At 38.8% G+C, this 22,860-nt stretch carries 27 protein-coding genes and 1 tRNA gene; 7 read left to right on the top strand and 21 right to left on the bottom strand.

Annotated elements, in window-relative coordinates; genetic code table 11:
* Nucleotides 1-6: 6 nt before the first annotated feature.
* From BQ5367_RS12105 to BQ5367_RS13750, 3 genes are all read right to left on the bottom strand, one after another.
* Complete coding sequence (locus tag BQ5367_RS12105; RefSeq protein WP_071442712.1) at nt 7-519, bottom strand: adenine phosphoribosyltransferase; 513 nt, start codon at nt 517-519, stop codon at nt 7-9.
* Nucleotides 520-598: 79 nt separating this feature from the next.
* Entirely contained in the window at nt 599-1,042 is a 444-nt protein-coding gene (locus tag BQ5367_RS12100; protein WP_071442711.1) for a GNAT family N-acetyltransferase, read from the bottom strand.
* Nucleotides 1,043-1,096: 54 nt separating this feature from the next.
* The gene (locus BQ5367_RS13750; RefSeq protein ID WP_071442710.1) at nt 1,097-2,221 is read right to left on the bottom strand and encodes an NlpC/P60 family protein; all 1,125 of its coding nucleotides are present in this window, start codon (nt 2,219-2,221) and stop codon (nt 1,097-1,099) included.
* 356 nt (nt 2,222-2,577) lie between these two features.
* Here BQ5367_RS13750 and BQ5367_RS12090 point away from each other — a divergent pair, with 356 nt between their 5' ends.
* Nucleotides 2,578-4,122, top strand: a complete 1,545-nt coding sequence (locus tag BQ5367_RS12090) for an L-lactate permease (RefSeq protein ID WP_071442709.1) — start codon at nt 2,578-2,580, stop codon at nt 4,120-4,122.
* A 29-nt stretch (nt 4,123-4,151) separates the two neighbouring features.
* Here the strand turns inward: BQ5367_RS12090 and BQ5367_RS12085 are convergent, their stop codons facing one another.
* Entirely contained in the window at nt 4,152-5,108 is a 957-nt protein-coding gene (locus BQ5367_RS12085) for an L-lactate dehydrogenase (protein WP_071442708.1), read from the bottom strand.
* 149 nt (nt 5,109-5,257) lie between these two features.
* Between BQ5367_RS12085 and BQ5367_RS12080 the strand changes: the two genes are divergently transcribed.
* The gene (locus BQ5367_RS12080) at nt 5,258-5,557 is read left to right on the top strand and encodes a hypothetical protein (protein WP_071442707.1); all 300 of its coding nucleotides are present in this window, start codon (nt 5,258-5,260) and stop codon (nt 5,555-5,557) included.
* Between the two features lie 47 nt (nt 5,558-5,604).
* Here the strand turns inward: BQ5367_RS12080 and BQ5367_RS12075 are convergent, their stop codons facing one another.
* Nucleotides 5,605-6,117: a 3'-5' exonuclease gene (locus tag BQ5367_RS12075; protein WP_071442706.1), complete on the bottom strand. Its 513-nt coding sequence runs from the start codon at nt 6,115-6,117 to the stop codon at nt 5,605-5,607.
* A gap of 147 nt (nt 6,118-6,264) precedes the next feature.
* Here BQ5367_RS12075 and BQ5367_RS13195 point away from each other — a divergent pair, with 147 nt between their 5' ends.
* Both BQ5367_RS13195 and BQ5367_RS13190 read left to right on the top strand, forming a co-directional pair.
* The gene (locus BQ5367_RS13195) at nt 6,265-6,522 is read left to right on the top strand and encodes an IS3 family transposase (protein WP_235858769.1); all 258 of its coding nucleotides are present in this window, start codon (nt 6,265-6,267) and stop codon (nt 6,520-6,522) included.
* Nucleotides 6,506-7,666, top strand: a complete 1,161-nt coding sequence (locus BQ5367_RS13190; RefSeq protein WP_083383112.1) for an ISL3 family transposase — start codon at nt 6,506-6,508, stop codon at nt 7,664-7,666. The genes BQ5367_RS13195 and BQ5367_RS13190 overlap by 17 nt, the downstream gene beginning before the upstream one ends.
* 136 nt (nt 7,667-7,802) lie before the next feature.
* Here BQ5367_RS13190 and BQ5367_RS12065 read toward each other — a convergent pair.
* Nucleotides 7,803-7,877: transfer RNA gene (locus tag BQ5367_RS12065), tRNA-Gln, on the bottom strand.
* Between the two features lie 167 nt (nt 7,878-8,044).
* On the opposite strand from BQ5367_RS12065, the gene BQ5367_RS12060 reads away from it, so the two are divergent.
* Nucleotides 8,045-9,310 (top strand): chloride channel protein, encoded by a 1,266-nt coding sequence (locus BQ5367_RS12060; RefSeq protein WP_071442705.1) that lies wholly within the window; start codon nt 8,045-8,047, stop codon nt 9,308-9,310.
* Nucleotides 9,311-9,380: 70 nt separating this feature from the next.
* The gene (locus BQ5367_RS12055) at nt 9,381-9,773 is read left to right on the top strand and encodes a GNAT family N-acetyltransferase (protein WP_083383265.1); all 393 of its coding nucleotides are present in this window, start codon (nt 9,381-9,383) and stop codon (nt 9,771-9,773) included.
* Here the strand turns inward: BQ5367_RS12055 and BQ5367_RS12050 are convergent.
* The gene (locus BQ5367_RS12050) at nt 9,760-10,320 is read right to left on the bottom strand and encodes a DNA-3-methyladenine glycosylase I (RefSeq protein ID WP_071442903.1); all 561 of its coding nucleotides are present in this window, start codon (nt 10,318-10,320) and stop codon (nt 9,760-9,762) included. The two genes, BQ5367_RS12055 and BQ5367_RS12050, sit on opposite strands and share 14 nt — an antisense overlap.
* Before the next feature lie 248 nt (nt 10,321-10,568).
* Here BQ5367_RS12050 and BQ5367_RS12045 point away from each other — a divergent pair, with 248 nt between their 5' ends.
* Complete coding sequence (locus BQ5367_RS12045) at nt 10,569-11,867, top strand: ISL3 family transposase (RefSeq protein ID WP_071440743.1); 1,299 nt, start codon at nt 10,569-10,571, stop codon at nt 11,865-11,867.
* A gap of 196 nt (nt 11,868-12,063) precedes the next feature.
* On the opposite strand, the gene BQ5367_RS12040 is transcribed toward BQ5367_RS12045, so the two are convergent.
* From BQ5367_RS12040 to BQ5367_RS11980, 14 genes are all read right to left on the bottom strand, one after another.
* The gene (locus tag BQ5367_RS12040) at nt 12,064-12,702 is read right to left on the bottom strand and encodes a flavin reductase (RefSeq protein WP_071442703.1); all 639 of its coding nucleotides are present in this window, start codon (nt 12,700-12,702) and stop codon (nt 12,064-12,066) included.
* A 65-nt stretch (nt 12,703-12,767) separates the two neighbouring features.
* Nucleotides 12,768-13,664, bottom strand: a complete 897-nt coding sequence (locus tag BQ5367_RS12035) for a sugar phosphate nucleotidyltransferase (protein ID WP_071442702.1) — start codon at nt 13,662-13,664, stop codon at nt 12,768-12,770.
* Nucleotides 13,661-14,308, bottom strand: coding sequence for an ABC transporter permease subunit (locus BQ5367_RS12030; protein WP_161940495.1), 648 nt, complete (start codon nt 14,306-14,308; stop codon nt 13,661-13,663). Before BQ5367_RS12030 ends, BQ5367_RS12035 begins: the two co-directional genes overlap by 4 nt.
* Nucleotides 14,309-14,472: 164 nt before the next feature.
* The gene (locus tag BQ5367_RS12025; protein ID WP_071442700.1) at nt 14,473-15,981 is read right to left on the bottom strand and encodes a recombinase family protein; all 1,509 of its coding nucleotides are present in this window, start codon (nt 15,979-15,981) and stop codon (nt 14,473-14,475) included.
* Between the two features lie 89 nt (nt 15,982-16,070).
* Complete coding sequence (locus tag BQ5367_RS13745; RefSeq protein ID WP_015553872.1) at nt 16,071-16,247, bottom strand: hypothetical protein; 177 nt, start codon at nt 16,245-16,247, stop codon at nt 16,071-16,073.
* Nucleotides 16,248-16,380: 133 nt separating this feature from the next.
* On the bottom strand, nt 16,381-16,650 hold the full coding sequence (locus tag BQ5367_RS12020) for a hypothetical protein (protein WP_023042386.1): 270 nt from the start codon (nt 16,648-16,650) through the stop codon (nt 16,381-16,383).
* Nucleotides 16,651-17,091: 441 nt separating this feature from the next.
* Nucleotides 17,092-17,514, bottom strand: coding sequence for an RNA polymerase sigma factor (locus BQ5367_RS12015; protein WP_202615305.1), 423 nt, complete (start codon nt 17,512-17,514; stop codon nt 17,092-17,094).
* Nucleotides 17,515-17,956: 442 nt separating this feature from the next.
* Nucleotides 17,957-18,418 (bottom strand): hypothetical protein, encoded by a 462-nt coding sequence (locus tag BQ5367_RS12010; RefSeq protein ID WP_029732360.1) that lies wholly within the window; start codon nt 18,416-18,418, stop codon nt 17,957-17,959.
* Between the two features lie 7 nt (nt 18,419-18,425).
* Nucleotides 18,426-19,205 (bottom strand): ABC transporter permease, encoded by a 780-nt coding sequence (locus tag BQ5367_RS12005; RefSeq protein ID WP_002594767.1) that lies wholly within the window; start codon nt 19,203-19,205, stop codon nt 18,426-18,428.
* A 2-nt stretch (nt 19,206-19,207) separates the two neighbouring features.
* The gene (locus tag BQ5367_RS12000; protein WP_071442699.1) at nt 19,208-19,993 is read right to left on the bottom strand and encodes an ABC transporter permease; all 786 of its coding nucleotides are present in this window, start codon (nt 19,991-19,993) and stop codon (nt 19,208-19,210) included.
* On the bottom strand, nt 19,986-20,912 hold the full coding sequence (locus tag BQ5367_RS11995; protein ID WP_007860248.1) for an ABC transporter ATP-binding protein: 927 nt from the start codon (nt 20,910-20,912) through the stop codon (nt 19,986-19,988). Before BQ5367_RS11995 ends, BQ5367_RS12000 begins: the two co-directional genes overlap by 8 nt.
* A 134-nt stretch (nt 20,913-21,046) precedes the next feature.
* The gene (locus BQ5367_RS11990; RefSeq protein WP_071442698.1) at nt 21,047-21,964 is read right to left on the bottom strand and encodes a sensor histidine kinase; all 918 of its coding nucleotides are present in this window, start codon (nt 21,962-21,964) and stop codon (nt 21,047-21,049) included.
* Between the two features lie 5 nt (nt 21,965-21,969).
* Nucleotides 21,970-22,662, bottom strand: coding sequence for a response regulator transcription factor (locus tag BQ5367_RS11985; RefSeq protein ID WP_015524604.1), 693 nt, complete (start codon nt 22,660-22,662; stop codon nt 21,970-21,972).
* Complete coding sequence (locus BQ5367_RS11980) at nt 22,655-22,843, bottom strand: helix-turn-helix domain-containing protein (protein WP_071442697.1); 189 nt, start codon at nt 22,841-22,843, stop codon at nt 22,655-22,657. Before BQ5367_RS11980 ends, BQ5367_RS11985 begins: the two co-directional genes overlap by 8 nt.
* Nucleotides 22,844-22,860: the final 17 nt, after the last annotated feature.

Raw genomic sequence — 22,860 nt, 5'->3', positions numbered from 1 at the left:
CGCCTTTTAATATTTCATTACTGAATAAACATCATAATTTTTCAATAAATCACGTCCATTTAAATCAGATAGTTCAATCAAAAATGAACAGCCAACGACTTCACCGCCCATTTTTTCAACTAATTTGATCGTTGCTTCTACTGTACCGCCAGTAGCTAAAAGATCATCAATGATTACGACCTTATCCCCTTTTTTGATAGAATCAGCATGCATCTGCAATTCATTGCTGCCATATTCCAGATCATATTTGATCGATACTGTTTCTCTAGGCAGCTTATTTGGTTTTCTTACTGGTATGAAACCAATACCCATATCTTTCGCAACCGGACATCCAAAGATAAATCCTCTAGATTCAGGTCCTACAATAACAGTTGCTCCTTTACTTTGTGCAAAATCCCGAATATGATTGCAAGCCTCCTGAAAAGCTTCACCACTTGCCATCAAAGGTGTAATGTCACGAAACAGAATGCCCTCAATTGGAAAATCCTGTACAGACGCGATATAATCTTTTAAATTCATAATTTGCCTCCATTAACATGTTCATTATAATCTTTTTGACATAAAAGTTCAATACAACCCTAACTACACCCAAATAATTTTATATACATAATTCCATTTCAATAAACTCATAAAAAGAACCATTCGTAGCCTGAACAAAGCTTCTAATTCTTTTAAAACCACATTTTTCATATAAATGAATCGCTCTTGAATTAAATGATGCGACACTTAAAACAAGTTTCTTCTTTTCATAATTTAAAGATATATAATCAAGAAGATCTTCAAGAAACTTTTTTCCATGACCCTTACCAGTGAAGTCTGGACGAAGCCCAAGACCTATCTCAATATGATCATCTTCTTCCATGATCGAATAAAAACCGATACAGATATGATTCTCGATCACTTCAAAATAATGATCACCACGTTCATAAAGAAGTTCATGTAAATCTTCTTCATCATTGCTCATATCATAAAAATCGTAGGGTTCTTCATAATGCCACTTAGCAATTTCTTCGGCACTTTTTTGACTCATCTTTTGTATCATATTTTCACCTTGATTATATTCTATCACAAAAGAAAAAAGATGGCATCGCCATCTTTAACCTTTCGTTACACGGATAAACACCGGACCGCTTCCTACATATGCAGGAGCAATCTTTGTTGATCCCTGCCATCCTCCATGGATTGCCATACCATTTCCGATATAAAGAGCAATGTGAGGAACACCAGCACCAGCATTATCATAATAAATCAAATCACCAGGCTGAGCTTCTGAACCGCTCACTGTATAACCAAGGCTGAAGTAACCAGCTGGCCATCCGTGATAATTGATTCCTGCAGCTGCCAATGCGTTTGTAACTAACATCGTACAGTCTTGTCTTCTTCCTAGCTGTGCATAAGCTGCATCAACTAAGACACTTGCACCGGCATAATTGCTGCGATCAGGATTCGATCCATAATAAAGATTGGAAGTATTTACAACAACAGGTTCTGTCTTGTTTACTGTTACGCTCATCTGAGATGAAGCAGTATTGCCACTTGAATCCACTGCACTCACAGTAAATGTATAAGTTCCTGCTTTATATTTGTCATCTGTTGTTTCAAGTGCACCATCAACTGTATAACCCAGTACACCATCTACATTATCAGAAACACTGATATAATTATTGATATCAAAACTATCTGTATCATCGATCGTAACTGAACTTTCACTCAGTGAAATAACTGGAGCAACAGTGTCAATGACATTGATCTTTACATTGTACACATTTACAGTTCCATCAATGACTTCTGCATTACTCTGATCGTTTAAAGCAATGATTTTCTGATCATCAGGGCGGTCATGCGTAAATTTAGTTTCGATCGTTAATTTTACGTCTTTTACTCCTAAGCCGCTGTTAGCTTCATAGTAGACGCTAACGATATAATCTTCTAATGAATATACAGTTTTATATTGACTGCTTTCAACCATCTTAAATTCTGAAAGTAAATTCACATGATCTTTTAAAATCGTCTTTGCTATTTTTGCGATTGCATCTGTATCATTGTAATTCACACTGATTGGCTCTAAATTAACTCGATTTGTTGTAGGAGTTGTTGTTTCCTCAGCTTGTAAAACACCACGCTGCGTTAGTGCCAGCATCGTTACCAAAGAAACACTTCCTGTAATTTTCATCAGTTGATTCAGAGTCATGTTATTACTAAGATAGTTCTTATGGTCCATGTTTATCACCTCATTACACGATAAATATTATAACACACAACTTACATTTTTGTCACATTTCACAAATTTTCACACATTTGAAACAGCAATATTATCTTTTTATATATAATAATGATATTTATCTTTAAAATATATCATATATATTATCATATTTTCCATTTTAAAAATGACAGGATTGCCATAAATATGGAAGAAAACTAAAAATATTAAATAGATTTTAATTAGATTTTTGCACGCTATATGTCATATTTTTTCTTTACTATCATAGATATCTACCCCTTTTTTCAAAAAAAATACACGATTTCTAGACAATGATATCAAAAAACATTAAAATAGAAAGGCAAAAGGAGATAAATATGGAAAATTTCGGATTATTTTTATTGGCTTTATGCCCTATTCTCTGGCTGTTTTTTGCTCTTATCGCATTAAAGATGCAAGCACATACCGCTAGTATCGGAGCTTTTATCGTTTCTCTTATCGTAGCATTTTTTGTTTTTCATATGACTCCCTCTGATGCATTTTTAGCGTCACTTGAGGGGATTGCGATGGCATTATGGCCCATTGTACTTGTTATTATTGCAGCTGTGTTTACCTATAACTTAACAGTTTATTCAAAATCTATGAATGTCATTAAAAGAATGCTTACAGGAGTAAGTGATGATATGCGAATCCTGGTACTTCTGATTGGCTGGTGTTTTGGAGGCTTTTTAGAAGGCATGGCTGGTTTTGGTACGGCAATTGCGATTCCTGCAAGCATGTTAGCAGGCTTGGGTCTTAATCCTATTACTTCGATCCTTGTCTGTCTTTTAGCGAATGGTACACCGACACCTTTTGGCTCTATCGGTATCCCCAATGTCACTCTTGCAAATTTAGTTGGCTTAGACAATCCAACGCTTGCTTTTGCTTATGCATTGCAGTGTTCATTATTTATGTTTATATCACCTTTTTTAATGGTCGCAGTTACTGGTAAATCCGTAAAATCCTTAAAAGGAATGATACCTACAACGCTCATAGCAGCCCTCTCTTATGTGATACCAGTACTTCTTGTATCAAAATATGTAGGTGCTGAACTCCCAGTGATTGTTGCAAGCGTATGTTCTCTAACAGCTACTTTCGCATATGCTTACTTCACTTCGAAAAAACATGTTACTCCAAGTAAATTTAAAGTTAATATTGAAGAAAAAGAAGAAGTGAAGATTACTGTTTTTTCCGCATTAAAAGCGTGGTCACCTTTCATTTTGATCTTTATTTTATTACTGGCAACCAGCAAGCTTGTTCCTTTTATCAGCGAGCCACTCAGCGCTATCAAAACAACAGTTAAATTTTATGAGGAATATACGTTTACATGGATCAATACTCCAGGAGTTTTAATTTTCATATCTGCCATCATCGGTGGACTGATTCAAGGGCTTCACATAAAAGATTTTAGGATCGTCTTAGTAGATACTGTCAAACAAATGTCTAAAACAATCATTACGATGATCTTTGTTCTTTGTTGTGCGAAAGTCATGGGATACAGTGGCATGATCTCTGCAATTGCATTATTCTTTGTCTCAACACTTTCAAATTTCTATCCATTAGTAGCACCGCTAATTGGCTGTATCGGAACTTTTGTTACTGGCAGCGGTACCAGTTCTGCTGTTCTTTTTGGTAATGTGCAGCTTCAGGCAGCTCAAGCGATCCAGGCTGATCCATACTGGATCGTAGCGGCGAATTCTTTAGGTGTAGGTGCTGGAAAGATGATTTCTCCGCAAAGTATTGCCATTGGCTGTGCAGCTGTTTCAATTAGCGGTAAAGATGGTGAGATCCTTTCAAAGATATTCAAATATGCACTTGTATTTTTAATCTTCATGGCACTTATCGTTTATTTTGGACAAGGCTTTTATCAGATGATAAAATAGGTATTCAGTCAAGCTGAATACCTATTTTTTTATAAAAGCGGATCAATCGTTTCACGAATGATTTGGGTAAGATTATCACAGGAAGCATCAAATTTACCTTGATCAACTTCATTTAATGGAAGATGAACGATTTCTCTTATTCCTTCACGGTTTACGATGGCAGGAACACCGATATATAAACCTGATCTTCCATATTCATCATTCTGATAAGCAGATACTGTCATAATAGCATTTTCGTTATTCAATATAGCGCCAACCAAGCGATTCAATGAAAGTCCGATACCATAGTAAGTTGCTTTTTTCTTTTCAATAATTTCATAAGCCGCATTACGAACATCCTGATAAATCTGTAATAGATCTGCCATGTCTCTTCCCTGTTCATCCAAAAGCTCTAAAAGCGATTTACAACCGATGTAAGCATGCATCCATGGCACAAAAGAAGAGTCTCCATGTTCACCCATAATATAAGCATGAACATTTGTTGAATTTACATCCAGATATTTAGCAACCATATATCTTAGACGTGCTGTATCCAAAAGCGTTCCACTGCCAATAACTCGATTTCTTGGATAACCTGTTACTTTCTGAGCGACATAAGTCATCAAATCTACCGGGTTGCTGGCAATGACCATAATGCCTCCAAAGCCACTCTCTTTGATCTGTTCACAGATACCTTTCATGATCTTTGTGTTGATAGCAGTTAATTCCAAACGTGTCTGTCCTGGCTTTTGTGCAGCTCCTGCCGTTACCACGATGATACTGGCATCTTTACAGTCAGCATAGTCACCAGCATAAATTCTCATCTTGCTGGCAGCATAAGGAAGACCATGTGAAAGGTCCATTGCTTCACCTTCCGCTTTTTCTTTAGCAACATCAATCAGTACCAGTTCATCAATACCTGGCTGTGAAAGAAGGGAGTAGGCAAAACTCATTCCAACAAAGCCTGTACCTACTAAAACAATTTTTCGATTATCTAATGTTTTCATTTCATATTTCTCCTTTAAATTTATTATACATTCTTTTCCTTTTTTAATGCAAGTATTTCAATCCATTCTTTTCATAAATATTAAATCTTGTAACATTTATAAAATGTGCTAAAATATATACATAAAGAAATAAGAGAAAGGAAAAGAATATGGAAAAACTAACACAGGAACAGTATGCTTCCATTATCAACAGCAAAAAGCAAGATGCTCATGAAATGCAGTGGCTGTTCATTGAAATCAATGCAAAGGAATTAATGGAGGAATGTGAACCAGGGGTAAGAAATCAGACTGTTTGCTGTAAGGCAATGCTGGATGCATTGTTAGAAGGCGATCGGATATTGGTTGTACCTAAAACTAAAAATAAATGTGGTGGTGCATTAACTGTTCGTTATTACACAGATAACTTAAGTCCTGAAAGAGCAAAGTATACTGGTGAACCAGAATTTTAATTAGAAGACAAATAAAAAAACTCATCATATGATGAGTTTTTTTATGCTTAGCTCTCTTTCATCAGACATTCAAATACCTGATAAGTGGCGATGACATCTGATAAGGCACGATGTGCCATCTTATTTTGAATATTGTAATAATCACATAGTGTTGAAAGTTTATAATTTTGACACTTGATTCTTTTTCTTGAAAGTTTCATCGTATCATATAGAATGTGATCAAAAGACAGTCCCGAGCTTTCTAAAGATTTCTGTTTTATGAATCCCATATCAAATGAAATATTATGACCGACAAGACAGTCTTCTTCAACAAAGTCATACAAGCATATTAACGCTTCTTCCAGTTCAATCCCCTCTTTTTGAACCATTTCATCTGTGATATGATTAATTGATGTAATATAAGGGGAAATGGGCTTATGGGGATTGATAAGAATATTTATCTGATCAACAATTTTATGATCTCTGATCTTAATACATCCTATTTCTAAAATATCATCTCTGAAACGTGAAAGCCCTGTTGTTTCAATATCTAATACACAATAATCTTTAATTTGAATCATACTTTTAAAATAACATAAAAGTTGGCAATTGCCAACTTTATTTGGTATATTAAATTATCGTGGGAAATGACCCCTGCTTTAAATTTTGAGTGGGATAAGACTTTCCTCGCTTTAAATTTTAGATGGGGTTAAAAAAACTACCTCGCTTTGATAGAATTTTACTGGTCNATAGAATCATTTCATTCATTATTGAAAAGGGAGTGGATAAACAGATATAAAATATGGGATTATGAACAAGCGAAGAGATTAGTGTTTGAATACATAGAAACATTTTACAACACAGTGAGAATACATGGACATTGTCAATACATGAGTCCAGATTCATATGAAAAAGAATATTACAATCGTCAAATACAATCACTACAAAATTACAAAACTATCAATTTAACTGGTACTTTTTCTTGACATAGTACCAAAGCGAAGACGTCTGAAATGCGAACACTGTGGAAAGTCTTTTGTGGAAAACCATCCTTTCGGCTCCACCCGCAAGTCGGTGGCTCCTTCCACGATCATCAGCGTGCTGGAAGCTCTGAAGCCTTACAACTCCACGTTTTCCTCTGTTGCGTCCACTTACGGACTCTCGGTCGGAACGGTTGTCGATATCTTTGATAAACATGTCCAAATCCCAAGAAAACACTTAACAGATATCCTGTGCTGGGATGAATTCTATTTCAACCGGCGCTCACGCTATAAATATGCTTTCATCATGATGGATTTCCATAAGAAAGTCATCCTCGATATTCTTGAATCCAGACATGTCCAACATTTAAGTGACTATTTCTATTCCATCCCTTTGCGGGAAAGAAAAGCTGTAAAGTATATCATCATCGATATGTACCGCAACTACAGGGATATTGCCTCTGTGTATTTCCCCAATGCTGCTGTCTGCATCGATCCGTTCCACGCTGCAAAAAGAGTCAATGATGCACTGAACACTCTGAGAAAACGGATCATGCGCAGGAAGAAAGAAAACGGTGATATGTTTTCCTACAGCCTTCTGAAAAACAGATACGAGCTGTTACTGAAGAATCGAAATGAACTGGAATTCGAAAAGAAGAAAAAGGATATGATTCTGGGTTATTCCATCACAGAAAGGGATCTGGCTGATCTGCTTCTTCAAATGGATAGCCATTTAAAAACAGCTTATTTTCTAAAGGAAAGATTTATTCGCTTCAACAGCAGCGACAGGAAGCGTTTCACCAATCGGAAGACAAAAGAAGAAGAGCTGAATAAACTTTTCAAGGATATGCTTGATTCAGGCATTGAGGAAATGAAGGGATGTGCGGGGACTCTTCGAAGCTGGAAGGATGAAATCTTAAACTCATTTGTATGGATTGATGAAAGGCGTTTATCAAACGGACCTATCGAAGGAAAGAATACTTATATAAAAAAGATCATCAGCAATGCCAACGGATTTACTAATTTTGAGAGAGCAAGGAACAAGTTTCTTTATTCGCAGAACCTATATGAAACTTACTCTATTACTGAAAAGAAGACAAAAGTCAAAAGAAAAGGCGCCAAAAGAGTCACCTATAGGAAACATAAATAACCTTTAATTAATGATTGATTTTTAGAATGAAAGTAGGCTCCTTTAAAATTTCAGCGGGGTAAATTCACCCCGCTAATATTTAAAGGTTTTTTTATTTTTCCCCGCTATTTTTTAAAGCGCCCTTTATTTTTTCATATGGCTGGGGTAATAGGATTCGAACCTATGAATGACGGAGTCAGAGTCCGTTGCCTTACCGCTTGGCTACACCCCAATGTGCTTTTCTATTGTATATCAATTTTTTATAAACTGCAAGAAAAATTTTAATTTTTTTTATATTTTAGGAGATTACAATTCATCACCTTTCATAAATTTATCAATTACTTGTTTTTATTTAACATGATAATTATAATAAATGATATATTTACTTAGGGGGATAAAATGAAAATCAATCAATATTTAGATATCCATATTCGTCATTTAATGATTTTATTAAAATGGATCGTATTAGGAATTACATGTGGTATTTTAGTAGGAATCATTGCTGCTCTGTTTGCCTATAGCTTAAATTTAGTAACAGCTATTCGTATGGCCCATTCCTACATTGTATTCGGTTTACCCATAGCTGGTCTGATTATCGTTGCCTTATATCATTTTTGTGGCAAAGAAAATAATAAAGGCACCAATTTAATTATTGTTTCTATACGCTCAGATGAAAAAATACCTGTTGTCATGGCTCCGCTCATCTTTATATCAACCCTATTGACACATCTTTTCGGTGGTTCAGCAGGCCGTGAAGGAGCTGCCTTGCAATTAGGAGGAAGTCTTGGACAAAATATAGCCAGAGCCTTAAAAATGGATAGTACAGACTGTAAAATCATGACCATGTGTTCCATGAGTGCTGCTTTTTCCGCATTATTTGGAACACCCTTAACAGCAACTATTTTTTCAATGGAAGTAATCAGTGTTGGTATCATGCATTATGGAGCCCTTGTTCCTTGTGCAATTTCAAGTATTGTTGCAGGACTTGTTGCCCAACAATTTGGAATTGCTAAAGAATTCTTTATCATTGAATCTTTGCCAGCTGTTGATATCGTAAATATGTTACGTGTTGCCTTTTTATCGATACTCTGTGCTTATATAGGATCCTTCTTTTGTTCATTTCTACATTATAGCTCTGATCTTTTTTCTAAACTTTTTAAAAATGAATATGTTCGCATTCTTATCGGCGGATCGATCATCGTAATATTGACTTTACTTTTTGGAACTGATTACAATGGTGCAGGTATGTCAGTTATCAAAGCAGCCATTGAAGAAAGCAGGGTACATCCTGAAGCCTTCCTTCTTAAAGCTCTTTTCACAGCAATCACTTTGGGATGCGGATACAAAGGCGGCGAAATCGTTCCTAGTTTCTTCATCGGAGCTTGTTTTGGAGGATGGATCGCTCCTTTTCTGGGGTTAAGCCCTTCTTTTGGAGCTGCAATAGGTTTGATGGTAGTATTTGATTCAGTAACAAATTGCCCTGTCACTTCCCTATTTCTCTGCTTTGAATTGTTTGGATTTACTGCCGTCCCTTTATTTTTGATTGCAGATGCAATTGGATACATGCTTTCTGGTTATCAAGGACTCTACAGTGAACAGAAAATTATGTATTCTAAATTTAATTTTGGATTTATCGATGCTCATACTAATAAAACAGCGGATTGATGGGAGAAGCTAAGATGAAATCATAAAACTTGATATAAAGGATTTTAATAAATGCAGTAATATTTGGAACATGGAAAAACACTCTGCACTTGCAGAGCAGTTTCATCATGAATTGACTTCAAAAAATAGAGTAACTTATATTTATAAGATCGATGAAAATTATATTGCTGAAATATCGTTGGTCTTTGATATGAAAGATGCTGATTATACAATTGCTCACCAGCGTATCTATATTTCTAGACTGATTGTGAAAAGAGAATATCGCCGTCAGGGCATTGGTAAAAGATTGTTAAGTTTTGCTATTGAAAAAGCAAAAGAAATGGCATATAAGGAAGCATCTATCGGAGTAGACTTAGATAATTACCCTGCACTAAAACTTTATATTGATTCTGGCTTTGATAAGATCATTTGCATTGATAAGGATCATCAAGGAGCTTATATAAAACTTCTTAAAACACTTTAGATCTTTTATAAAAATCACAGGTCGTTTCATGATCATTGATGATACCCATTGCCTGAAGATAAGAATAAATGATCGTTGATCCCACAAATTTCATTCCTCTTTTTTTCAGATCTGCAGATATTTGATCTGATAAAGATGAAGTAGTAGGTAATTCATCATTTTCATTATAAATGATCTTACCATCCGTAAATGACCAGATATAATTTGAAAAACTTCCAAATTCTTGTTGGATCTTAATAAATATTTTCGCATTATTTACAGTGGCACGAATCTTTAACTGATTTCGAACAATCTTTTGATTGCTCATCAGACTCAAAATCTTAGTTTCATCATATTGACTTACCTTTATCACATCAAAATTATCAAAGGCTTCTCTGAAAGCCTCTCTTTTTTTTAAAATCGTAATCCATGATAATCCCGCTTGAAAAGATTCAAGCAACAGCATCTCAAAAAGATAGTGATCATCATATGAAGGAATGCCCCATTCTGTATCATGATATTTCACATATAATTCATTTGTTTCATCTACCCATTTACATCGTTTCATGCTCCCATTATAACAAAAATAATCCACGAATGGATTATCTTCGGTATATACCATATCGTGTGGTGTGGTTACCCCTATAACAGAAAATGTGGTTATGTGAAAATTATGTGACTATGTGGTCTGGTATAACAGTTTTTGTGGTAGTCCTATGACATTTCTGTGGTTTTTGCTTGTAAAATAAAATCCTCCTTGTCGTATAATGTGTGTGTTCAAAATCACTTTATACAGAAAAGGAGGTAGACATATTCATGTCCTTACATAAGTTTATCACAGATATGCTGAACATTAAACCGGATAATATTGATAAGATTGATTCCTTTGATCTTTCTGACGGTTCTGTAAATCTTAGAATCAGACTGAAAGCCAAGAAAGATATCTGCTGCCCTGTATGCGGCGGAAAAGTCCATATCCATGGCTATTCCTTAAGAAAACTGATCCATTCCACTCTTGTCAACAGAAAATGCACCATCTTTTATGAACGCAGAAGATTCAGATGTGATTCGTGTGAGATGACTTTCTTTGAAGAGAATCCTTTCATCAATTCTTCTGAAAATGTGACCTTTGAAACCAAGGTCAATGTTCTCAAGGATCTCAAGTTCGTCAATAATACCTACACTTCTACGGCTGCCCGCTATCATCTTTCTGCCACCAAAGTCCAGCGCATCTTTGATGCCCATGTCAATATCCCCAGAAAGCCTTTGCCGGAAGTCCTGTCTATCGATGAACACCATTTTCCTGAATCCAGCTATGATTCTCTCTACTGCTGTCTTCTGATGGATTTTGAGGACGGCACCATCATCGATGTGCTTCCTGACAGAAAAAAAGATTATCTTGCCGGCTATTTTACTAAAGTGCGGCTGGATACTTACGATGAAAAGACCGGAAAAAGCGAACTCGACAATGTCAGATATGTCTCGATTGATCTCTACAAGCCTTATAAAATCATTGCTCAGATTTATTTTCCTAAAGCTCTCATCTGCGCCGATTCCTTTCACGTTCTCAAACATCTCACTGAGGCCTTCAGAGCTGTCCGTCTGAGGTGCAGAAGAAACACCGAAGATGAAAATCTCCGGTATCTTCTTACAAAGTTCAAGTATATCTTCAGTCATGGCTTCAATCTCGACAACGATCCTAAGTACAATAAAAGATTCAAGCGCCGCATGAACTACAGAGACATGCAGACCATCCTGTTTGAGCGTTTCCCTGATCTGAAGAAAGCCTATGAACTGAAAGAAGGCTATATTCTCTTCAACGAGTCCTGCTGCGTGCAGAATGCAAAGGAAAAGCTTGCAGATCAGATCCGGCAGTTTGCAGATTCCGGAATCAGTGAATATGCTGGCTTCTACAATCTTTTGATTAACTGGAATGAAGAGATCGTCCATTCATTTTCTGCTGTCAGCGGCAGAAGAATCAACAACAGCTATATTGAATCAAGAAACAATCAGCTGGAAAGACTGATGATGAATGCAAACGGGTTTAGAAATTTCAAAAGAACCCGTAACAGAATACTTTACTGCCTGAATAAAAAAGACACTTTTAAAATTTAAAAACAGCTACAGTATATAACGATAATACAAGTGATTTTGAACAGAAAAGGCGATCGAACCGATCACCTTTTTCCTCATATAAACCACAGATTTGTCATAGTCATACCACACACTCTGTTATAACTTTCCACATGGTTGTGATAGCCTGACCCACACGCTGTTTATAGCCTAGACCACAGAATTATTTAGAATCCCATTATCTTTTTTCAAATACTTCTTTTGGCTGAAGACAAAGCGGACACTTGTAATCATCTGGTAATTGTTCAAATGGAATTTCACCATCATAAACATAGCCGCAGATACTACATACCCACTGCTCTTTTGTACTTACATTCTCATCAACGATATGAGTAGGTGCATTTTTAGGAGATTTTCCTTTAATGACTTCATGATAATACTTATAAGTCATAGGTGTAGAAGAATGAAATACATCTCCATCAATAACCTCTCCTAAGAATACTGTATGAGTAGGTGTTTCCATCGTATTGATGACTTTTAAAGTCAAATACCCTAATGTTTGTTTTAAGACAGGTACATGATCTTTCATTTCATATTCAAAATCTTTAAATTTATCTTTATCCTTACTGCTTGAAAAGCCAAATACACCAATAAAAGAAGGATCGATATTTTCTTGTAATACGTTAATTGCAAAATATCCGCTTTCACTGATCGCTTTATGAGTTTCATTATTATGATTCATACTGATTGCAATGGTAGAAGGCTGATCTGTAATCTGCATAGCACAATTTGCGACACAGCCATACATTTTTTCATTTAAAGATGATGTAATAACATAAACACCATAACTTAGTTTTGTGTAAATTTCAAAGTTCATTGTAAACCTCCTTGTTATGTATATTATAACCTTTTTTTCTTAATATATCATTAATCTTTTCATTATTAAATATAGTGATGATCCACTTTCTTTAAATCGGAATATGTATCAATCTCCATAATATCATCAAAACTACATTCTCGTACTTCAACCTGATAATTTTTCTTAAAATACTCTAATGCAACCTGATCCCAATATCTTTCTTTGCCTCCTGGAAGGTCATAAGTTGCCTTTATATCTTCTTTTAATTGTTTACCATCTTTTTCATTCCAATAAGAGATTCCAAACATATGATAAACATTTTCACCTCCTATTGCTAATTTTGTAATAATACGGTTTCTGTTAGTCTCAAAACACCAGTCATCTGTCACATCCGTTTTTACTCCAAGATAATTTGAAGTATATTGATACTTAGTAATAAGTTTAGGATTTGATAATACCAGATCCGCTTCCATGACATAAGCATTTTGAAGAAGATGACGCACTTTCATTGCACTTGAAATATTATTCGCCTCGTTATATTCTAAATTATCTATAAATTTAATATTTGGATATTTATATAACAGCTGATCAAATTGTTCCCTAAGATAACCTCTAACAATTATTACTTCCTCTATTCCTGCTGTATATACTGCATCTAAAAGCGTATCAATCATCCTTACTCCGTTCACACGTATTAATGGTTTTGGTGAATTAATAGTCAACGGAACTAATCTTGAACCAAAACCTGCAGCAATAAAAATAGCCCGTTTGACACGATATGGTTCTAAAGTTTTCATTCCTTTTGGAGTCACTATATTTTTGTCTCCAATTAATCCTTTTTCTAATAAAGACTTCATAATTGAATTCGTTGTTCCTAAGGAAAAATGACATTCATTTGAAATTTCACGTTGTGTATAGCTGCCATTATGTTTGGTTGCTAATAATGTCAAAATGTCAAATTCTTTTCTATTCAGTTTCATATCATATTCTCCTTTTTTAAATTTATTTCTTTTGATAATTTTTTAAAAAAATAAATCAGAGCTTTCACTAGAAGATTTACAACAAGAATCACAATTGACACAAAAGAAATAGAACCAATAAGCATCATGCTTTCAAGATTTGGTATCATTAAAGATAAAGGCTGATTAGCAGAAACGCTTAGAAATGAAACAGCCGAAATAGTGACCATTGAATTTACAAAAAAATAAGAAAACTGTTCAAGAATCGTTTCTAATGTCTGAGGTACAAAAACATCAACTACCAATTTATACTGTGGAATGCCTAACGTTTTAGAAATACCTTCATAATTAGGATTAAGCTTATTTAAAGCATTATAAGCCATTAAATAAGGTGAGGCGAAAAAATGAATGCTATTTACTAGAATCAAAATAGAAATAGTTCCATATATTGGACTTTTCTGGAAGAATATAATATATGAAAGACCCAATACAATTCCAGGAACAGCCATAGACACCATTGAAAATAAATGAAGTAATTTACTTAATCTTCCTTTTGTTCTAGCAGTAAAATAAGCAGCGATATAAGAAACAGAAGTTCCTATTATAGCTGTAAATAACGAAATAACTAACGAATGTCCTAAATAACGAGGCAATCCCAAATTCATTGCTCTTGCAATATGTTCCAATGAAAAGTGCATAGAAACCGGATAATTTTCTATGAACATCAAGAAGAAAAATACAATAATTGGAAGAAAAAGTAACATAAACATCGGTGTACAAGGGGGACAAACAAGATAAAATAGAAATGAGGGGCGATAGAGCGGAAATGTCAGATTTTCCACTCTATCTGAACACGGTCGCTGGTGGCCTTGATCGTAGAGATCAAACCATCGGCGGCTTTTCTTTTGTCGTCAAAATCTATGCTGTCCCAGTTGTCGAGATAATAGGATAACTTCTTTATCTGCTGGGGAGATATGGTTTCAACGCTCAATTCGGCGATTGCCTTTGAAATGGTCTGGCGTCGGGTGTCCAGTTCTTCAATTTTTTTGTTGGCGTAGGCAAGCAAGGTCGCATTGGCTCCGGTCAGCATATCCAGCAGCTTTTCAATTTCTGCCTCCACCTGTGCCAGCTCCACTTGATAGGCGGTCAGCTTCGGATTGACTTTTTCCTTCCTGCCGTGGAGTATCTGAAAGTCTTTGAACTTCTCCTGCATGGCCGAGAAAATGAATTGCTCAAATTCTTCTTTGCGGATTTTCCCGCAGCCCGGACAGCCTTTGTTTTCCGTCCGTTTGGTACAGCGGAAATATCCGGTGCTGTTTGGTACATGGGTGGCTTTCAGAGCATACCCACAATGCCCGCATTTGACTTTTCCGGCCAGCCAAGTATTTTTCGGTTTCCGTCCCTGCTGGAATGTGGTATTTGCCATAAGTTTTTTCCGGCATTTAAGCCATGTGTCAGAGGAAATGAGTGCTTCGTGGGGAGCGATAACAAGTATCTGGTCTTTTAAGCACCTGTCCTTGTCCTCCTTCACATCCCGCCCCTGATAGAGATAGCAGCCGTTTGTTCCGGCAAAGTCGGAAGCGTCATTGACAATCGCTGCGCCCTGACTCTTGAAAAATTCGTACAGCTCCAAATCGGCCTGTGCGTAAACGGGGTTTCTTAAAAGCTGGGAAAGAAATGTACGGAACATGGATTTTCCATAAATTTTTATGTCATGTTCCTCGAAGTATCGGGTAATATCTCCGAAGGAGGTTTCCGGTTCAGCGTACATTTCAAACATCAGCCGTACATGGTCGGCGGCTATGGGGTCGGCAACCATTTTCTTTGTGCGGATACCCTCTACCACAGTAGGCTCTAACTGATAACCGTATGGTGCCTGTCCGCTCATGTGGAAGCCTTTCAGACACCGGGAATAGTAGGCGTCTGTGACACGCTTCTGAATTGTCTCACGTTCAAGCTGGGCGAATACAATGCAGATATTCAGCATGGCCCGGCCCATCGGGGTCGAAGTATCAAACTTTTCTGTGGATGATACAAACTCCACATCATACTCTTGAAACAGCTCCATCATCGTTGCAAAGTCCAGAATAGAGCGGCTTATACGGTCCAGCTTGTACACGATGACCCGCCGGACCTTTCCCTTGCGGATCTCGCCCAGCAGCTTTTGAAACTCCGGCCTGTCCGTATTCTTACCGGAATAGCCTTTGTCCTTGAATACCCGGCAGCTCCCACCTTTCAATTCATACTTGCAAAAGTCGACCTGACTTTCAATGCTGATACTGTCCTTGCGGTCTACTGATTGTCTTGCGTAAATACAATCTTCTCTGATAAATTCCATATTGGGCTCCTTTCCTTGTTGGAATGGAGCTACCAACCTTACAACTATATTATACCATCAGCAGCCCCGGACAACAATGTTGCGAATGATTAGGGAAATCTGTCCCCATATTTGCTGAACACCTCGTAAAGACAACGCTCAATTTCTTTTTTGCGCTGTTCTTTCTCCTTCGGGGGAAGTACCGGCGTGAGGCTTTCCAGCACAATGATCTTCCCTTGAAATGCGACAGACTTTGTTTCTCGTTCATAAGTGACAGCTTGCGTCATTGAAAACCTCCTTTGCGAAAGTGCGTGTATATGCCAGCCTTTCCCACTTGTCCCGTGGGGAAATGTCAAAAGACGGCACCCAGCAGGTGCCGCCCTTTGAGCTTTCTCCACTTCGGGTCAATGTGGCCCGAGGTCAGTAAGGACTGGAAAGGTACTTTTCTTTGGCGTCCTCCACGCTGTTGAGGTCGAATACTTCATAAAGCTGCCCCACAACACGCCGTATATCCTTCTTTGAAAATCCGCAGTCCTCCATTGCCATAATGACATAACCACGGCAGGCGTCATTGCTCCATTCGTCCGGTTCCAAGCCGGGGATCATTCCAAACGCATTTCCCATAAAGTGCTCCTTTTTTGAAAAGATGGGGAGCCACGCCGGATCGGTTGGCCTATCATCAGACAGCATTACCGGGGGCTCCCCATAGGTTTTCACTTCATTTCAGACACATCGGACGGACATAGGCTTTATGCCCCATAGTATTTCAACTCTCCCCATTCTGATGGCAAGGCGTTCTCATTGCCTGCGACGGCTCACGGCTTGCAAGGCCGCTTCAACGCTCGGACTGTGACTAAACGCAAGTATCCGGGGCCTGCGCCTGTTCCGGTGGAGCCAGCCTTGCCCCACCTATGGCATGGACCTGTTCGCTCGCTCAGTTTTACAAAGACTGTATTCTCTGAAATCCGAGGTCATGGCGGGTCTGTCACACAGCGCGTTCCCCTTCGTATCCGGGTGTCTTTTTATTCAATTTTCAATCTGCATGAGGCTTGTCTGAACCTCGGGTCATTGTGACCCGAAGTGTTTTGCCTCTCATAAACCATTTCATTTTCCGGTCTAAATCGGTACGCCTTACAAAGAATTTTTCAAAATTTTTTCTAAGCGCCGCAGACCTCGCTCGATTGCGACACGAACCACTTTTTCATGGACGCCCTCTGCCTGGGCAATGTCCTGTTTGGTCATGCCGAGAATGAAATGAGCATAAATCCGTTTTGCCTGTTTGTCCGGCAGATTGGCAATCGCTGCGTGAAGTTCCTGCATGGTCACTTTCCGCTCATACAGTTCATGGGGAGATAAGGCAACAAAGACAGCTTCATGCTCCAGCCCGTCATCCCGATCAAGGGAATAGTAGGCTTTGTGGCGGTATGTACGCAGCCGGTAGGCAGCCTCTTTACGATCAAACTCTTTGAACATTTCTGCAACTTCTTCCGATACTTCCATGAAGCAATCCGATGTATAGAATGGGTAATAGTCCCGCAAATTGATAATAGCCATATTGACCTCCGTTTCGGTTGTTGGTTGACGAGTGACCGAAACGAAGGCGGCGGGGAGCGGCACCGGGGAATGACTTCGGGCCAACATGACCCGAAGCAGCCCCATAAGAACACAAAAGCGCCCGGGCGGCATGAAGCCACACGAACGCATGAAGTTACATATTCATTTATGTGTTGTCTAATTTCACATTCATAACCAGACTGTCCCGGAGGGGGAGCTACGCTTTTTTTAACTGGTGCAGATCATGGATACTGCGAAATAAAAAGAAGGACACGGTAAATCAACCTCCAATCGGCTACCGTGTCCCTGCAAGTCGTCTCATAGGTTTGTGTAAACGCAAAGAAACGGCGGCTCTGAAAATCAAAGTCGCCGTTTCAAATGGGCGTGTCAAATTGTCTGCTCTACGACGGCTTTTTTTCTTTTGCCGTCGTCCGGCAGAGTATTATTCAATATTTAATTCAATGTTTCCAGTGAAATTCTCACATTCAATGCCAATATAATTTCCACCATCAGGAAGTGTGATTGTGTCACTATAAGTCCCGGTTGCTTCAATCAACGTGACTGCTTCATCAGATCCAGAAATCCAAAATACTTTTGCAGTACCTTCCGTAATCTCCAAGGTGCAATCAATGGACAGCTCCTTACCAGCTTCTCTCTTTATGGAAGTTCCTCCGAACAAATACTCTGTACCTGAAAAGTTCGCATAATCAGCCGTATAAGTCCCTGTATAATCATCAATTCCTTTTTCTTTTTCCCCTTGCAGTGACGATTTCCCTGTCAGTTCTATGGAGCCCGCAGATTGAACAATGTTATTGTAATGATTGAGAATTTCATCTTTTGAACAGCCAGCAAGCATAAAACTTCCCACAAGGACGAATGTTAAAGCTAAAACTATTTTCTTCATAAAATCATCACCAGCCTTTCTTTGGAGCTACCTTTTTGGCCTTTTTCTTTGTTTGGGTTGCTTCTCGTTCTTTCATGCACAAAATCAAGATGGCAGAAATAACGACAGCAAGCGCAAGACTGCAAGAACAGGTTCCGATATTCCAGTTGACTGCGGTATCATAGCTGCGGTAGCCTACCATTCCAAGACTTGCGGTAATCGGATAAAGGTTTGCTAATGTCATATTTCCTGCGGCAAACATCCCTCCATATCCATAGACAAAAGCAATGATTACACCGACTAAAAAGCTGCCTGCCCTCCGACAAGTAAGAGCGATAATCGGCAGAACCGCAAGATATAAAAAGAAATTAACCGCAGTAATCTGCAAAGCTGCTTTTAGAGCTAAGGAAATCTCAAAGCCGGGAAATCCCACAATCATTTCTGCTATGATTGTAAACAGACTGCATATCAGCCCGAAAATAATAGACAATACGCCGCACACAATCAATTTTCCGGTCAACAGTTTCTTAAAAGAGATCGGCACAGTCAGAATATTTTTCAATGTATCATCCGTCTGCTCACGAGAAATCATATATCCAGCAATTAGGCTGATACACATCGGAAAAATCATGGACATATTGTTTTTGATGACCTGTTCTGTAAGATAGGCAAAATCCCAAACGGAACCATCATTCGCCATAGAGGTAAACAAGGTCAGCAGGACGGATAGGAGCATGAGTGCAACGCCCGCCCAAAGGATATGATACCTTTTCAATTTATAAAATTCTGTTTTTACAATGCGAACCATGTTTATTCCCCCCTCTGCTTATATAATCTGTCAATCAGTAAGAACGAAACCAATGCCATGATCCCAAGAATGAATACAACTTGAAATGTTGAGGGAATTAGCCCTGTCATTTGCTCCAAGTCCATTTTTATTCCATGAGTCGCCATATCTCCCGCACTCCAAAATGTAGTCAGTGGCGTGGGCAGAAGCCATAACATAGTTTTAGGCAGTGTGTCAAACAATGCCGTAGCACTCATGTTCAGAACGCTGTAAAAGACACACAACAAAATGGAAAAAACATAGGTCTTACTGAAAAAGACAACAAGGACAATCAACGGGAGTGTTCCTGCCGTAATGAAGATCCCCGTTTCAACCGCCAAAAACAGCTTATAACCAATTCCATAAACTTCTAATGTTCCAATTCCGCAAAGAATTGTTGCAATGGTAGAAGCCACGCAAAAAACAATTCCAAAAAGAAAGAGGACAATAATCTTTGCAAGCACCATTTGTGTGCTGGTTACGGGAATTGTACGCAGATTTTTGAATGTATCGTTGTCGCGTTCCATAAAGAACAGGATAGCGGCAATCACTCCAATAATGCAGGGCAGTAAAAACTGGATACCATATCCCAACACCATGTTAAATAGTCCGTCAAAAGCATCTGCCCGATCTGTATATCGCTCCATCATAGAGGGCGTTGTCATCAGATAAGTCAGCGGGATTGGAAACAGGAAAGCAGCCAGAATAATAAGCGGAATAAATTTCTTCCGTTTCAATTTCAAAAATTCGCATTTGATTAGTTTAAGCAATTCCTTCTCCCCCTGTCACACGCTTGAAGTAATCTTCAAGACTTTCTTCACAAGTATGCGCCTCCGATACCTCCAATCCGTTTTCTACAAAGGCAGTTACAATTTTCCCCACAGGCAGATCAAGGTTGTGCAGGCGCAGATTGTGGTCGTCCTGTATGGAGAAATGGTTTTCATGGAAATTGCGTTCCAAAATTCTTGCCGCCTGTGCAGTATCAGAGAGCGTAAATCGGATATGTTTACTGCTTTTTTGCTCCAGCTCAGCAAGGCTTTCTTCTTCCAGCAATGCGCCGTGGTCGATAATTCCAATATCGTCAGCCAGCAAGGAAATCTCCGAAAGAATGTGACTGGAAATCAAAATAGTTTTTCCTCTTGCGTCGCAAAGCTCCCGAATAAAGGAGCGTACTTCTGCAATACCGATGGGATCGAGGCCGTTGATCGGCTCATCCAAAATCAAAAGCTCCGGATCGTGCATAACGGCAAGGGCGATGGCAAGCCGCTGCTTCATACCAAGAGAATACTGCGAAAAGAGCTTTTTATCTTTGTAGGGCAGTCCTACCAGATCCAGAGCATCTTTGATGGCATGATTGTTTGGTACGCCCCGCAGAGTAGCAAAGATACGCAGGTTCTCTGTGCCGGTCAGATTGGGATAAAAACCGGGGGACTCAATCAGGCTTCCGATACGGGGCAGCAACTTCTTTTCATTTCCTTGCAAAGACTTTCCCCAGATTTTGACCTCACCGGAAGTAGGCTTCGTTAAACCCAACAGCATTTTCATAGTTGTGGTTTTTCCGGCTCCGTTTCTACCCAACAGACCATAAATTCTCCCACGCTTGACATGGATATTTAAGTCAGCCACACTCTTTTGTGAGCCGTATTGCTTTGTCAGATTTTTTGTTTCAATGATATAATTTGTATCCATATTCAAAACCTCCTGTTCTGTAAGGTATTCTATCATGCCAACCTTGCATTAACCTTGCCGCAACCTTGCATTAACCTTGCAATTTGAAATCCAGTAAAATGACAAAGGCTCCCGCCATAAAGACGGGAACCCGCTTAACTCTCCAAAGGAAAAAGCAACATAAATTCAGTTCCTTTTCCCGGCAAACTTTCAACTGTTATACTTCCACCCATCTTTTCTACAAGCTGATGGACAATAGAAAGACCAAGTCCGCTGCCTTTTTCAGAGCGTCCTTTATCACACTTATAAAGCCGTTCAAATATGTGTTTCAAATCTTCTTTCTCAATTCCCACTCCATTATCCGCCAGCAGCAGCTCCATGTTATTTTCCTTCTTCGATAGGGAAATTTTGATTTTGTCCGCATGGCTGTGAGCGATTACATTTTGAATAAGGTTATTGATGATCCTCATATAGCTATCCATATCCAATCTTACCCGGACAGGCTGTTCAGGAATATCAATGTCATAATCAACCTGTTTATCCTCAAAAATCGGTATCCAGTCGATCAGAATATTTCTTGTCAGCTCTGCAACCTCAACGCTCTGGATCTCCAAAGCAAACTCGTTTGAATTTAACTTGAACCAGTCAAAGAGTACATCAATGTATTCTTTCAGATCATGGGCTTTCCGACGGGCGGTTTCAATATAATCATCCCGGTCTTTTCCTGTGACCAGTCCTTTGTGTGCAGCGTCAAGATACCCAAGCAGAGTAGTAAGGGGCGTTCGCACGTCATGGGAAAGGCTCGTCATAAGTTGGCGGTTGGTTTCTTCTGTCTGCCGTACAGTTGAAAGTCTGCTTTCATAGGCCACAACGATCTCATTGATTTCATAGGCAAGAGGTGCTGTCAGTTCATTTGTTGCAGACAGAATACGCCGGTTGCCATTTCCGTTTTTCACATCAACCAGCACATCGGTCATTTCTGCTATTTGTTTTTTTACACGCCGAACGAGAACGATGGAAGTCAATACAGCCCCAACAGCAATCACAATGGACAAGAATACAATGATTTCCATACTGACTACACCTCCTTATTAAACCGGTAGCCAATCCCTTTGACCGTTTGTATATACTTTGGGCTTGAAGGATTGACTTCTAATTTTTTACGAAGTCGGCTGATAATCGCCATAATATTACTGTCATCATAGAAATATTCTTCGCCCCATACTTCCTCATAAATCTGCTGTTTGGTCAAAATTTTCCCTTGATGTTTTGCACAGTACAGGAGCAAATCAAATTCCTTTGGGGGCAGTTCAAAAGTGCCGTTTGATGTAGTAACAGAACGATTTTCAAGGTCAATCTGCAATCCATCAAAATCCAGTTTTTGCACAGCTCCGGCTTGATGATTAAAACGGGTGTAGCGGCGAATGAGGGACGCAATGCGGGCAATCAGTTCATCCATATCAAACGGTTTTGTCAGATAATCGTCCGCGCCGGCCCGTAAGCCCCGTACTTTAGAAATGCTGTCATTTTTAGATGTGAACATCAAAATCGGCAGACTGTTCTCTTTGCGGATTTCTTCCAGCGTTTCAAAGCCATCCATACCAGGCATCATCACATCCAGCACCACAAGCTGATACTCCTGCTCTCTTAATTTTTGTAAGCCCTCTTTTCCGGTATTACAAAAATCAGCTTCTATGTTTTCTGCTTGTACGCTACGTTTAATCAAAGCGCACAGTTCTCTGTCATCATCTATAATCAGGATTTTATTCATGGCGCAACCCCTTCCCTTGTTTTGTCCTTCCGTCAATCGGCTTTTCTGCGTTCTTTGGGATCAGCCAAACACCAGCCATCTTTACAGCGCCGGGGATACGCCCTCCGGCGCAATAATAATTTACCCTACGAGGTGTCACGCCCCATTTCTCGGCGGCCTCTTTTAATGCCATGTAGTCCATTTCGCACCTCCACAGAA

It is taken from the genome of Traorella massiliensis (genome assembly GCF_900104665.1).
Taxonomy (GTDB): Bacteria; Bacillota_I; Bacilli_A; order Erysipelotrichales; family Erysipelotrichaceae; genus Traorella; species Traorella massiliensis.
This window is presented reverse-complemented; position numbering and strand designations above follow the sequence as displayed.